We start from the raw sequence: 12,779 nt of genomic DNA, 5'->3' as shown, positions 1-12,779 counted from the left end.
ATAAATCGTTTAACTAAAGGTTCTCGCTAGCGAGAAATTTCAGTTTTTCGCCGCACCGGCGGCAGCGGTATTCGCTTTCACCGCGCAGCACGCGGTTATGGCGGCGAATGGTGAGCTGGTGCTGCCCGCAGCCGCAGCGATAGGGGAAGGTTTTGCTTTGCACCGAGGCGGTTTCGAAACGATGAGTGCGGCTGGCGGGCGTCAGCAGCACGCTTTCCATCATCCAGCGCCATTCGCGGCCGTGCGGCGCTACCCGGCCGAATTGGCGAAACACCAGCAGGTGCGCCAGTTCGTGCGGCACCACTTCATCGATAAACGGCTGTTGGTTTTCCAGCAGTAGCACCGGGTTCAGACGGATTTCCCAGCTTTGCAGCCAGGCGGTGCCCGCGCTGGTGCCGCGTTGCTGATAGACGATGCTGGGTTCGGGGAATTCGACGGCAAAATGCTGGCGGGCCAACTGCAGCTTTTCTCGCAGGCAGCGCATCACCGCTTGTTGCAGCGCGATGGGGATTCTCGGTTTGTTCATTGCGGCTAGCTTAAGCAATGGCGCGGCGGCTGACAATATGTCCCGGCGCAAATCGCATCCGGCGCTTTTTCACCACATTGATAAGACGATCGCCGCCGATGGATTGTAATCAATGTGTTAACTGCGGGATAATAAAGCGTGCATGATGAGCCTGTACCCGCAGTTCTCACCGAGCAAGGTTGAAACGCCGCCTGCGGTAATCCCTTACGCAAATAGCGGTTATTTTGCGATTTGGCGCAATAACTGACTGATTAAAAATACGTAAGGTGGAGGCAGTTTTTTGACAAGGCGCCGCGTCGCGCGCCGCAAGTGTGAATTTAACGCAGCTGATGTTGCAAGTGAGAGATCAATGTCGAATAAACCGTTCCACTATCAAGATCCGTTCCCGCTGAAGAAAGACGATACCGAATATTACCTGCTGAGCCGCGACCATGTTTCCGTGAGCGAATTTGAAGGCCAGGAAATTCTGAAAGTTGCCCCTGAAGCGTTAACCCTGCTTGCCCAGCATGCGTTCCACGACGCCTCGTTCATGCTGCGCCCGGCGCACCAACAGCAGGTGGCTGATATCCTCAAAGATCCGGATGCCAGCGAAAACGACAAGTACGTTGCGCTGCAATTTCTGCGTAACTCAGAAATCGCCGCCAAGGGTATTTTACCGACCTGCCAGGACACCGGCACGGCGATCATCGTCGGCAAAAAGGGCCAGCGCGTCTGGACCGGCGGCGGCGATGAAGAGGCGCTGTCGCGCGGGGTGTATAACACCTACATCGAAGAGAATCTGCGCTATTCGCAGAACGCCGCGCTGGATATGTACAAAGAGGTCAATACCGGCAGCAACCTGCCGGCGCAGATCGATCTCTACAGCGTGGACGGCGAAGAGTACAAGTTCCTGTGCATCGCCAAGGGCGGCGGTTCCGCCAACAAAACCTATCTGTATCAGGAAACCAAGGCGCTGCTGTCGCCGGGCAAACTGAAAAACTACCTGGTCGACAAGATGCGTACGCTGGGCACCGCGGCTTGCCCGCCGTACCACGTGGCGTTCGTCATCGGCGGCACCTCGGCGGAAGCGACGCTGAAAACCGTCAAACTGGCCTCGACCAAGTATTACGATGGCCTGCCGACGGAAGGCAACGAGCATGGCCAGGCGTTCCGCGATCTGGAACTCGAAGCGGAACTGCTGCAAGAAGCGCAAAACCTGGGGCTGGGCGCACAGTTCGGCGGCAAATACTTCGCACATGATATCCGCGTAGTGCGCCTGCCGCGCCACGGCGCCTCCTGCCCGGTCGGCATGGGCGTCTCCTGCTCGGCGGACCGCAACATCAAAGGCAAGATCAACCGCGACGGCATCTGGCTGGAAAAACTGGAGCACAATCCGGGTAAATTCATTCCTCAGGAGCTGCGCCAGGCCGGGGAGGGCGAGGCGATCAAGGTCGATCTCAACCGCCCGATGGCCGAGATCCTCAAACAGCTGTCGCAGTACCCGGTTTCCACCCGCCTGTCGCTGAGCGGCACCATCATCGTCGGCCGCGATATCGCGCACGCCAAGCTGAAAGAGCGCCTGGATCGCGGTGAAGGCTTGCCGCAGTACGTCAAGGACCACCCGATCTACTACGCCGGCCCGGCTAAAACGCCGGAAGGCTATGCATCCGGTTCCTTGGGGCCAACCACCGCCGGGCGTATGGATTCCTACGTCGACCTGCTGCAATCCCACGGCGGCAGCATGATCATGCTGGCGAAAGGCAACCGCAGCCAGCAGGTGACGGATGCCTGCCACAAGCACGGCGGCTTCTACCTCGGCAGCATCGGCGGCCCGGCGGCGGTGCTGGCGCAGCAGAGCATCAAGAGCCTGGAGTGCGTGGAGTACCCTGAGCTGGGCATGGAAGCGATCTGGAAAATCGAAGTGGAAGATTTCCCGGCGTTTATCCTGGTGGATGACAAAGGCAATGACTTCTTCCAGAAGATCCAGGCCGGTCAGTGCTCCAGCTGCCTGAAATAAGCGTTGCCCCCTTCGCCGCCTGCGGGCGGCGAAGGGGGATTGTGTAAAGTCCTGTAGCTTGCTGGACGCCGAGTTTTAACCTGTATACCCTACGCGGATAGCACTAAAATTCGACTAATGGAATATCGGCAACAGAAGGTTTCAGCAAGCACATGGGAACGCAGGAAAATCATATCAGGGAACTGCTGGTCTGGATTGAAGATAACCTGACCAATCCGCTGTCGTTGGATATCGTTTCCGCCAAGTCAGGCTATACGAAATGGTACCTGCAGCGCATGTTCAAGAAGCAGACCGGATTATCGTTAGCTTCCTACATTCGCGCTCGTCGCCTCTACATCGCCGCCTTCGCCTTGCGTTTCACGCAGAAGAGCATCCTCGATATTTCGGTCGAGTATCAATTCGATAACCAGCAGACGTTCTCGCGCTGTTTCAAGAAACATTTCGCCGAATCGCCCAGCGTGTATCGTCATGCCCGCAAACAGGACTTCAGCAATCTGGTGCGTTCGCTGGCGGCCAGCCAGCCCGGCGATATTCAGGTCGAACGCGTCAGCATCGCCAGAGGGCAATACGCCTTTCATGGCAAACAGTACGCTTATCACCTGGATATCGAAAAGTTGGACAAGTCGCATCTGCCGCAGCGCAGCGCGCTGCGGGCGCAGTTCTACACCTTGTTGGGCGAGCGCCCGACGCAAACCTATTCGTTTACCCAACTGGTGCCGGACGGCGAGCGGGTCAGGGTCGACTATACCCTGGGCGTGACGGCGGACTACCCGCTGCGTGAAGGCGTGGCGCTGGAGCCGCTGCCGGAGATCCACGGCGAGTTTTGCCGTTTTCGCTATTCCGGCAAGCCGGTGGCGCTCAATGATCACATCATTCAAATCTACACGCAGGTGCTGCCCGAAATGGGGCTGGCCCGCGGCGACGGGCCGGACATGACGGTGTTCAGCTATTCGCTGAGCGGGAAAGAGGAGCTGCACCTGGAGCTGCAGCATCTGGTGCCGGTGGTGCCGCTGCACTGATCCCGTCGGCGGCCGGCAGCCGGTTTTTTTGCTGCACGATCGCCGCCATCACCGCCAGGGCGATTTCCGCCGGGGTTTTGCTGCCCAACGGCAGGCCGATCGGCGCATGGATGCGTTCCAGCTCCTGCGGCGTGAACTCGGCGATCTGCTGCAACCGCTGGCGCCGGCGTGCGCTGTTTCTGAGCGAGCCCATGGCGCCGATATAAAACGCCGGGGTGTGGATCGCTTCCATCAGCGTCAGATCGTCCATGCGCGGATCGTGGGTCAGCGCCACGACGGCGGTATTGGCGTGGCAGCCCCCCTCTTCGATGAACTTGGCCGGAAACTGGCGCAGCAGCGTCACGCCGGGCTTCAGCTCGGCGGCGAAGTTGTCCAGCGCCTCCGGGCGGTTCTCGCACACCAGCACCTCAAACCCCAGCGCCACGGCGAAATCGGCGCAGTACAGCGCCACGCTGGACAGCCCGGCGATCAGCAGGCGCGGCGCGGCCGCGATGTGCAGGGTAATCTGCTCGAGCCGGCGTTCGACCTGAGTGGCGCTGGTGAAGTGGCTTTGCTCGAGGCTGTGGCAGGCGTGGGGCAGCGTCAGGCGTTTGAGCAACGCGTGATGCCCTTCCAGCGCGCCGGCGATGCGCTGCAGGTAAGCGACGCTGGCTTCTCCCGCCGGCAGATACTCGATCAGCACGTCCAGCACGCCGCCGCACGGCAGCGCCACGTTGGGCGTCATGCCGCCTTCGCCATAACGAATCACCTGGCTGGCCGCCTGATACTCCCCGGCGGCCACGCGCCGCAGAAAGTCCTCCTCCACGCATCCGCCCGACAATGAGCCGCTGTAGCGGCCGTCGCGGGTCGCCGCCATCAACGCGCCCGGCGAGCGCGGCGAAGAGCCATAGGTGCTGAGCACGGTGCATAACCAAACCGGCTGTTGTTGCAGCCAGCTTATCGCCTGGCTGACCACGGTGACATCAAGATGTTGCATAGGTGAATTTACTCGCTGGCCGGGAGTTGCGATGGAAGATCAATATCCCGCACGACGCCGGGGTGCTCAAGCGGCAGCAGGTGGACTGCCGCGCCTTGCAGCAGTTCACGCGCGCCATTATCGCCGCGCAGTTGGCAAAGTGGTTTGCGCAATAGAGCGGAAAAGCCGACCGGGTGACCGGGCTGTTGCGCATAACAGGGGCGCACGATCGGGTGTTGCCGTAAGGCATCCGCCACCTGTCGGAAAACGTCGGCGCCGACGAATGGCATATCGGCCAGGTGGATCAGCCAGCCCTGCCAGTGCGGCGTGGCCGCAACGCCCGCGGCGATCGAGTCTCCGAGGCCCGCGCTGGCGAGCAAGGTGACCGGCACCTGGTTGGCGGCGCAGGCTGCCAGTACCGGCAGATTATCCGGCCGGGTCACCACCTGTACCGGCAGGCCGGAGGCCAGCGCCTGGCATAGGGTGTGCTCGAACAGCGAACGCCGCTCGCCCGCCGCATCGGCAAACCCGGCGTTCAATTTGTTGCCCTGGCCGCCGGCCTGAATAAAGCGCTCTCCGCGTCCGGCGGCGGTAATGACAATGCCCGTGGTCATGGTTGAAGTCCGCGTTTGCGCAAATTATTTATTAGCCTACAAACTACCTGTGTTTTGTAAATGTTTTTTTGTTGAAAACAGCCTGTTAATCATCACATAATTTTAGTTATAAGCATATGCTTATGACGTCTACGGCAAGGTCGTCAGCGTTTGCGCAACAACACCGCGAACAAAAACCAATTACAAGAAAGACGTGAAGGACTTATTTATGAGCAATTTCAACCCGTCGCGGCGCCGCTTTATCAAAAGCGCCGTGATTGCGGGGGTCTCCGTGTACCTCGCCCCCCTGTACAGCCGCGCCTACGCCGCGCTGTTCGAGCAAAAAATCCTCCAGTCACCCAACTGGGATCCGCAGGCCAAGCGCGTGCGTTTCCGTATCGACGGCCGCGCCAAGGTCATGGGGCAGAAGGTGTTCGCACGCGATATCCGCGCGGTGGACATGCCGCACTGGCCGCAGAAACAGGCGCACGCCTTCATTCTGCGCGTGACCAAAGCCGACCGGCTGTTCGAGGGGGTCGATCTGTCGCTGCTGGGGGACGAGCTGCAGCCCGATCGCCTGGTGACGGCGGAAGATCTGGCGCGCGATGGCCTGGCCTTTCCGGCGTTCTACGGTGACGACATGCTGCTGCCGAACGGCAAAACCCCTGCCTATCTCGGCCAGGCGGTGGCGATCCTGATCTATCACGACTTCGCCCGTTTCCGCTTCGCCAAGGACAAGCTGAAATTCCGTGAGGAAACCATCAAATACGGCGCGGTCACCGGCCCGCTGGAGCGCGATCCCTGGGGCAGTTTCCGTTACGTGCGGGTGGGGGGAGAACAGCCGTTCGACGACGATCGCTTCTCCAGCCTGAAGGATACGCCGATCTTCCCGGTATCGATGAAAAAACACCTGCCGGTGTGGCCGGAAGGGCACGAGGGCGGCAAGCTGGATCAGGAAGGCATGCGCTATGCGGGCCTGATCGCCGACGAGTTGGCGAATCCGCCGGCCGACTGGCTGGTGATGTCACGCCGCTACACCACGCAGTCGATCGACACCTCGGCGCTGGAGCCGGACAACGCCAACGGCTGGTTCGACGCGCAGACGCAAACCCTGCATCTGGTGGTGCCGACTCAGTCGCCGCAGGAAGTGGCCGACGAGATGCCGCGCATGCTGGCCAAGCGCAACCCGCCGGTGAAACAGCTGATCCTGCACCCGTGCTACACCGTGGGCTACGGCTCGAAAGATCACTACAACTTCCCGTATTACGGCGCGGTGGCGGCGATGTATGGCGACGGCCACCCGGTGCGCCTGGCCAATGACCGTTTCGAGCAGTTCCAGACGGCGCTGAAGCGCCATGCGTTCGACATGAACTACCGCATCGCGGTGAATAAGCAGACCGGCGTCATGCAGTCGTTCCTCGGTGACATGACCGCGGACGGCGGCGGCCGCAGCAACTTCACCCCTTCGGTGGTGATGGTCGGCGCAACCGCCGCCCAGTCGATTTACTACTTCCCGAAAAGCGATCTGTCGTCGGTCGGGCTGGCCTCACGCGCCATCGATGCCGGCTCGGCGCGCGGTTACGGCACGCTACAGAGCATGGCCGCCACCGAGATGATGGTGGATGAGCTGGCCGCCGAGCTGAAGATCGACCCGATCGAGTTTCGCCTGCGCAACGTGCTGAAATCCGGCATGAAAAACACCCAGGGGGCGATCCCGGCCGGTGCGATCCGCGCTGATGAAGTGCTGGAGAAGGCGGCGAAGCACGAGATGTGGCTCAAGCGCGCCGAACGCAAGGCCGAGTTTGAGAGCCGCCATCCCGGCAAGCGCTATGGCGTCGGCTTCGGCTGCGTGCAGAAAGACTTCGGCACCGGGGCGGAAACCTCGTTCGCCCGGGTGGAGCTGAGCGAAGATGGCCGCATCACGCTGCATCACAGCGGCGCGGAGATGGGCACCGGCATGTCGACCTCGCAGTCGGTATTGTGCGCGCAGTGGCTGGGCAAACCGGCCGACGAAGCCCACTTCTCGGTCACCGACTGGTCGGTATTGCCGATGGTCACCAGCGGCGATCCTTACCTGATGTCGCAGGAAGAGCAGGATAAGCTGCAAACCAACCCCAACTGGACGCCGAGCTACTGTTCGCCGTCGAGCGCCAGCAATTCGGCCTATTACTTCTCGCACAGCACCCGCGAAGCGGCGCGCCTGATCTTCGATCACGGCCTGTGGCCGGCGGCGATGGCGCTGTGGCAGGCCGGTATCGGCGGCGGCCAGGCTGCGCCGCTGGTGGTGCGGCGCGAAGATGCGCGTTGGGTCGAAGGCGGCCTGACGGCGGCGGGCATGTCGGTGCTGAGCCTCGAGTTGCTGGCCAAGACGGCTTATCAGATGGGCGGCGTCACCGGCGCGGCGGTGCACGTCTTCAACCGCTGGCAGTGGGCGGAGGCCGATTTCACGTTGAACGGCAAAAGCGAACGCCTGCCGATCGACGGCATGGCGCTGCGCAACGCCGGCGGCGAATTCAAGCCGCTGGCGCGCGGGCAGGTCTACTACCCGCCGACCCAGCGCAACAATGCGGCGGTGACCTACTACAGCGCCGTCGGCACGCTGGCGGAAGTGGCGGTGGATATCGCCACCGGCCAGGTGGAGTTGCTGAATCACCACTCGATCATGGAGTGCGGCAACCTGATCGTGCCGGAACTGGTTTCCGGCCAGCTGCAGGGCGGGCTGGCGATGGGCATCGGCCATGCGCTGCACGAATATTTACCGCTGTACGAAGACGGCCCGGGCAACGGCACCTGGAACTTCAACCGTTACCACCTGCCGCGCGCCAGTGATGTGGCGGTGTGGAAACAGAGCGGCGACATCCTGCCGGCGCTGTCGGAAACCGATCCGCCGAAAGGCATGGCGGAAGTGGTGATGATCCCGATCGTGGCCGCGCTGGTCAACGCCATTGCCGACGCCACCGGCCACCGTTTCCGTGATTTGCCCGTTCGTGCAGAAAATATTCGTGAGGTATTACAATGAGCATTAAAACCCAGCCGATTTCCCTGACCATCAACGAGAAACAGTACGGCCCGATCGAGGTGCCGGAAGGCTTGATGATGATCGATTTCCTGCACGAGTATCTCGATTTGACCGGTTCGCGCCTCGGTTGCGGGCAGGGCATTTGCCACGCCTGCGTGGCGATTGTCGATCACCCGAGCGGCACCAGCGAAGAGGTGCGCACCTGCATCACCGGCGCGCATTTCTTCAACGGCAAGAAAGTGCGCACCGTCGAAGGCCACGCCAGGGTGGACGAACAGGGGGAGGTGGTTGAGCTGTCGCCGATCCAGCAGGCGTTTCTGGAGCACTACAGCTTCCAGTGCGGCTACTGCACGCCGGGCTTCGTCAACGCCGCCACCATTTTCGTGGAAAAGCTCAAGCGTGAGCCGATCGCCCGCGAGCAGCTGGAGAACGCTATCGAGCAGGCGCTGGACAGCCACATCTGCCGCTGCACCGGCTACGTGCGCTACTACGAAGCGGTGCGCGACGTGGTACTGAAAACGCCGGGCCTGCTGAAGGAGACGGCGCAATGAAAAAACGTCTCGCAGTGTTGATTGTGCTGGTGGCGATCGTGGTGATTGCGCTGCTGTGGTGGCGGGAAAACCGCCGTTACGATGGCCCGGTGCAGCAGGTGACCGCCGGCGCCGAACAGATCGCGCGCGGCCGCTATCTGGCGCAGGCCGCCGACTGCGCCGCCTGCCATACCGCCAGCGGCGGGGCGCCGTTGGCCGGCGGCTATCCGCTGGACACGCCGTTCGGCACGATTTACGGCAGCAACCTGACGCCGTCGGCCGACCACGGCATCGGGCGCTGGAGCAAGGACGACTTCTTCCTGGCGCTGACGCAGGGCGTGGCGCCGGGCGGGCGGCACCTGTACCCGGCGATGCCTTACACCTCGTACAAGGGCATGTCGCGTCAGGACGCCGATGACATCTACGCTTACCTGATGACGCGCCCGGCGGTGGACGTGGCCATTCCGGCCAACGAGATGCCGTTCCCGTTCAACCAGCGCATGGCGCTGATCGGCTGGAACCTGCTGTTCCGCAGCCAGGATCCGCTGCCGGCCAGCTCGCAGGGCAGCTCGCCGCAATGGCTGCGCGGCCGCTATCTGGCCGATGTGCTGGGCCACTGTGGCGAATGCCACACGCCGCGCGGCGCGCTGGGGCAGATGGATCTCGGCAAACCGATGCAGGGCGGCGATCTCGGCCGCTTCATGGCGCCGGACATTACGCCGCACGGTCTGGCGCAGCGCGGCTGGACGCCGCAGGACGTCAGCCGCTTCCTCGGCACCGGCCTCGCGCCGCAGGGTTCGGCCTTCAGTGAGATGCATATGGTGGTGGATCTCAGCACCCGTCATTTGACGCCGGAAGACCATCAGGCGCTGGCGCTGTATCTGATGGGCGAGCAGCCGCCGGCGGCGGTACCGGTGAAAATGGGCCAAGGCAGCGATGCCGGGCGCATGGCCTATCTGGATCAGTGCGCCGGCTGCCATGCACGTGAAGGCGAGGGCAAACCGCATGTCGCGCCGGCGATGCGCGATAACGCCACGCTGCGCCAGGCGGACGGCAAGAACCTGATCGTGTCGGTGCTGGACGGCCTGCCGGCCCAGCAGTTCCCGAACGGTGAAAGCATGCAGAGCATGCCGGGCTTCGGCGAGCGTTTGAGCGATGCCGACGTGGCGGAACTGGTAAATTACCTGCGGGTGACCTGGGGCGATTTGCCGGCGGACATCACCGCCGAGCAGGTGAAAGCGCTGCGCAAGTAAGCGGCGTTCAGGCAAAAAAAAATGGCCCGCATCTGCGGGCCATTTTATTGCGCGGTCGCGGGATTCAACGGCTGGTGACGCCGTCGACGCGCTGGCTGCGCTGTTTGATGGCGTAACCGACGGCCAGGATCGCCACCCATACCGGGATCAGCAGCACCGAGATTTGAATGCCCGGCGTCAGGTACATGATCACCAGGATACCGGCCATGAACAGCAGGCACAGGTAGTTGCTGAACGGGTACCAGAACGCTTTGAACTTCGGCACCACGCCTTCGCGGTTTTTGGCGGCGCGGAATTTCAGGTGCGCCAGGCTGATCATCGCCCAGTTGATCACCAGCGCCGACACCACCAGCGCCATCAGCAGTTCGAAGGCGCGGCCCGGGATCAGGTAGTTAATCAGCACGCACAGCGCGGTGGCGAGGGCAGAAATGCCGATGGCCACCACCGGCACGCCGCGGCCGTCGACCTTCAGCAGGCTTTTCGGACCGTTGCCTTGTTGCGCCAGGCCGTACAGCATGCGGCTGTTGCAGTAGACGCAGCTGTTGTAGACCGACAGCGCGGCGGTGAGCACCACGATGTTCAGCACGGTCGCCACCAGGTTGCTGTTCAGCGCGTGGAAGATCAGCACGAACGGGCTGCCGCCTTCGACCACTTTGCCCCACGGGTACAGCGACAGCAGAATGGCCAGCGAACCGATATAGAAGATCAGGATGCGGTAGATCACCTGATTGGTGGCTTTCGGAATGCTTTTTTGCGGGTTGTCGGCTTCAGCGGCGGTGATGCCGACCAGCTCGAGGCCGCCGAAGGAGAACATGATCACCGCCATCGCCATCACCAGACCCATGACGCCGTTCGGGAAGAACCCGCCCTGCGCCCACAGGTTGGTGACGGTGGCTTCCGGGCCGCCCATGCCGCTGAACAGCAGGTAGGCGCCGAACACGATCATGCCGATAATCGCCACCACTTTGATGATGGCGAACCAGAACTCCATCTCGCCGTAAACTTTGACGTTGGCCAGGTTGATGGCGTTGATCGCCAGGAAGAATACCGCGGCGGAAACCCAGGTGGGGATCTCCGGCCACCAGTACTGCACGTAGATGCCGACCGCCGTCAGCTCCGCCATCGCCACCAGGACATACAGCACCCAGTAGTTCCAGCCGGAGGCGAAGCCGGCGAAGTTGCCCCAGTATTTGTAGGCGAAGTGGCTGAAGGAACCGGCGACCGGCTCTTCTACCACCATTTCTCCCAACTGGCGCATGATCAGAAACGCGATGAAGCCGCCGATGGCGTAGCCGAGGAGCACTGACGGGCCGGCCATTTTTATTGTTTGAGCGATACCGAGAAATAACCCGGTGCCGATTGCGCCACCTAAGGCGATGAGCTGAATATGGCGGTTTTTCAGGCCGCGCTTCAGCTGGTCACCATGCTGTTGACCATCCATCAATCTAACCCTCTGTCGTTGTGAATGCCCACCTGCCTGTAAAGCAGTGGTTACGATGTGTGTTTTGTTTTATTTACGGCGTTATAGCTATTAATTCCACGGCGCCGCTACCGTTTGGCAGAGAATAATGTTATGTGCGTCGGTTTGCACCTGCTTTGTCGTGTGAGTGATTAAGATTGCAGCAGTTTAGGAAACAAAATGCGGGTTGTGTGACGGCAGGGGGGATTCAGTGCATGAAATAAGCAACAAATCACATAATGCGCAAAAATAACGTAGATCTGAACGGTGGGCTGCGTTCAAATAATGAACGAACCGCCGTTGCGCTGCTCGCCAAATAGCCATTCATTAAAGCGTAATAACCATGCAATAAAACTCGGGCAAAAAGTTTGCACTCTGCCTTGCGTAAGGTTTGGTAAAAGTTAAATCCCCAACCCGCCGCGTAAATGGTAATACCATCACGGCGTTACCGGTTTGCAGCGGGGTTTTCAGCGGGGTGTTAAAATGTGCGGGTAACCTGATTTCGATCAAGGCCCGTATGGACAGGAGGTGAATACTTTGTTACTTTACCGTCACGTTTTTGAAATTGGTATTACCAATTGACTCCGCGCCATTCGCAGAGAAGAATTCACTCATGGCCTACAGCAAAATCCGCCAACCCAAGTTGTCAGATGTTATCGAGCAACAGCTCGAATACCTGATCCTCGAGGGGACACTGCGCCCAGGCGAAAAACTGCCTCCGGAGCGCGAGCTGGCGAAACAATTTGATGTCTCCCGTCCTTCTCTGAGAGAGGCCATTCAGCGCCTTGAAGCGAAAGGGCTGCTCCTGCGCCGTCAGGGCGGCGGCACCTTCGTGCAAACTAATCTGTGGCAGAGCTTCAGCGATCCGCTGGCCGAGCTGCTGGCCGACCATCCCGAATCACAGTTCGATCTGCTGGAAACCCGTCACGCGCTGGAAGGCATTGCCGCCTATTACGCGGCGCTGCGCGGCACCGATGAAGATCTGGCGCGCATCCGCGACTGCCACATCGTGATTCAACAGGCTCAAGACAGCGGCGATCTCGACGCCGAAGCCGATGCGGTCATGCAGTATCAAATCGCCGTGACCGAAGCCGCTCACAACGTTGTGTTACTTCACCTGCTACGCTGCATGGGGCCGATGCTGGAACAGAACGTGCGTCAGAACTTTGAATTGCTCTACTCGCGCCGTGAGATGTTGGCAAAAGTGAGCAGCCACCGCGCCGGAATTTTTGAGGCGATTGTGGCACGCGAGCCGGAAAAGGCCCGTGAAGCCTCGCATCGCCACTTGGCGTTTATCGAGGAAATCTTGCTGGATCTCAGCCGGGAGCATACTCGGCGCGAGAGATCGCTGCGGCGTCTCCAGCAACGCAAGGATTAAGAGCTGTCCTCTTCAGGGTACACCAGCCTGCGGGGGTTAAGTTCGAGGTAC

At 61.0% G+C, this 12,779-nt stretch carries 10 protein-coding genes; 6 read left to right on the top strand and 4 right to left on the bottom strand.

What is annotated here, in order from left to right; genetic code table 11:
• Positions 1-13: 13 nt before the first annotated feature.
• Positions 14-526, bottom strand: a complete 513-nt coding sequence (locus ACJ8QF_RS16470) for a SprT family zinc-dependent metalloprotease (RefSeq protein WP_004937462.1) — start codon at positions 524-526, stop codon at positions 14-16.
• 349 nt (positions 527-875) lie between these two features.
• Between ACJ8QF_RS16470 and fumA the strand changes: the two genes are divergently transcribed.
• Together fumA and ACJ8QF_RS16460 are read left to right on the top strand one after the other, a co-directional pair.
• Positions 876-2,522, top strand: a complete 1,647-nt coding sequence (fumA, locus tag ACJ8QF_RS16465) for a class I fumarate hydratase FumA (protein WP_004937467.1) — start codon at positions 876-878, stop codon at positions 2,520-2,522.
• Positions 2,523-2,674: 152 nt separating this feature from the next.
• On the top strand, positions 2,675-3,541 hold the full coding sequence (locus ACJ8QF_RS16460; protein ID WP_442537691.1) for a helix-turn-helix domain-containing protein: 867 nt from the start codon (positions 2,675-2,677) through the stop codon (positions 3,539-3,541).
• On the opposite strand, the gene ACJ8QF_RS16455 is transcribed toward ACJ8QF_RS16460, so the two are convergent.
• Both ACJ8QF_RS16455 and ACJ8QF_RS16450 read right to left on the bottom strand, forming a co-directional pair.
• Positions 3,465-4,517 carry an XdhC family protein gene (locus ACJ8QF_RS16455; protein WP_049239917.1) on the bottom strand — a complete coding sequence of 351 codons (1,053 nt, stop codon included), beginning with the start codon at positions 4,515-4,517 and terminating at the stop codon, positions 3,465-3,467. The two genes, ACJ8QF_RS16460 and ACJ8QF_RS16455, sit on opposite strands and share 77 nt — an antisense overlap.
• A gap of 8 nt (positions 4,518-4,525) precedes the next feature.
• Positions 4,526-5,110: a nucleotidyltransferase family protein gene (locus tag ACJ8QF_RS16450; RefSeq protein WP_048325364.1), complete on the bottom strand. Its 585-nt coding sequence runs from the start codon at positions 5,108-5,110 to the stop codon at positions 4,526-4,528.
• Positions 5,111-5,318: 208 nt separating this feature from the next.
• Here ACJ8QF_RS16450 and ACJ8QF_RS16445 point away from each other — a divergent pair, with 208 nt between their 5' ends.
• Genes ACJ8QF_RS16445 through ACJ8QF_RS16435 form a run of 3 tightly spaced genes read left to right on the top strand, consistent with a single transcriptional unit; the run spans position 5,319 to position 9,891 of the window.
• Positions 5,319-8,108 (top strand): xanthine dehydrogenase family protein molybdopterin-binding subunit, encoded by a 2,790-nt coding sequence (locus ACJ8QF_RS16445; protein ID WP_442537690.1) that lies wholly within the window; start codon positions 5,319-5,321, stop codon positions 8,106-8,108.
• Entirely contained in the window at positions 8,105-8,659 is a 555-nt protein-coding gene (locus ACJ8QF_RS16440; protein ID WP_004937484.1) for a (2Fe-2S)-binding protein, read from the top strand. Before ACJ8QF_RS16445 ends, ACJ8QF_RS16440 begins: the two co-directional genes overlap by 4 nt.
• Entirely contained in the window at positions 8,656-9,891 is a 1,236-nt protein-coding gene (locus ACJ8QF_RS16435; protein ID WP_442537689.1) for a c-type cytochrome, read from the top strand. Before ACJ8QF_RS16440 ends, ACJ8QF_RS16435 begins: the two co-directional genes overlap by 4 nt.
• 64 nt (positions 9,892-9,955) lie before the next feature.
• On the opposite strand, the gene ACJ8QF_RS16430 is transcribed toward ACJ8QF_RS16435, so the two are convergent.
• Positions 9,956-11,332 carry an amino acid permease gene (locus ACJ8QF_RS16430; protein WP_004937488.1) on the bottom strand — a complete coding sequence of 459 codons (1,377 nt, stop codon included), beginning with the start codon at positions 11,330-11,332 and terminating at the stop codon, positions 9,956-9,958.
• Positions 11,333-11,963: 631 nt separating this feature from the next.
• Between ACJ8QF_RS16430 and pdhR the strand changes: the two genes are divergently transcribed.
• Positions 11,964-12,728 (top strand): pyruvate dehydrogenase complex transcriptional repressor PdhR, encoded by a 765-nt coding sequence (pdhR, locus tag ACJ8QF_RS16425; protein WP_004937490.1) that lies wholly within the window; start codon positions 11,964-11,966, stop codon positions 12,726-12,728.
• Positions 12,729-12,779 lie beyond the last annotated feature (51 nt).

Source organism: Serratia sp. CY81684, from assembly GCF_052166595.1.
GTDB lineage: Bacteria > Pseudomonadota > Gammaproteobacteria > Enterobacterales > Enterobacteriaceae > Serratia > Serratia nematodiphila.
The sequence above is the reverse complement of the archived record's forward strand: the minus strand, read 5'-3'. Positions and strand labels throughout refer to the sequence as shown.

What these genes read in the sequence shown, in the direction of transcription:
- ACJ8QF_RS16455 (WP_049239917.1), bottom strand. Translation starts at nt 4,517, where the DNA reads ATGCAACATCTTGATGTCACCGTGGTCAGCCAGGCGATAAGCTGGCTG.
- pdhR (WP_004937490.1), top strand. Translation starts at nt 11,964, where the DNA reads ATGGCCTACAGCAAAATCCGCCAACCCAAGTTGTCAGATGTTATCGAG.
- ACJ8QF_RS16435 (WP_442537689.1), top strand. Translation starts at nt 8,656, where the DNA reads ATGAAAAAACGTCTCGCAGTGTTGATTGTGCTGGTGGCGATCGTGGTG.
- ACJ8QF_RS16450 (WP_048325364.1), bottom strand. Translation starts at nt 5,110, where the DNA reads ATGACCACGGGCATTGTCATTACCGCCGCCGGACGCGGAGAGCGCTTT.
- ACJ8QF_RS16440 (WP_004937484.1), top strand. Translation starts at nt 8,105, where the DNA reads ATGAGCATTAAAACCCAGCCGATTTCCCTGACCATCAACGAGAAACAG.
- ACJ8QF_RS16460 (WP_442537691.1), top strand. Translation starts at nt 2,675, where the DNA reads ATGGGAACGCAGGAAAATCATATCAGGGAACTGCTGGTCTGGATTGAA.
- ACJ8QF_RS16470 (WP_004937462.1), bottom strand. Translation starts at nt 526, where the DNA reads ATGAACAAACCGAGAATCCCCATCGCGCTGCAACAAGCGGTGATGCGC.
- ACJ8QF_RS16445 (WP_442537690.1), top strand. Translation starts at nt 5,319, where the DNA reads ATGAGCAATTTCAACCCGTCGCGGCGCCGCTTTATCAAAAGCGCCGTG.
- fumA (WP_004937467.1), top strand. Translation starts at nt 876, where the DNA reads ATGTCGAATAAACCGTTCCACTATCAAGATCCGTTCCCGCTGAAGAAA.
- ACJ8QF_RS16430 (WP_004937488.1), bottom strand. Translation starts at nt 11,332, where the DNA reads ATGGATGGTCAACAGCATGGTGACCAGCTGAAGCGCGGCCTGAAAAAC.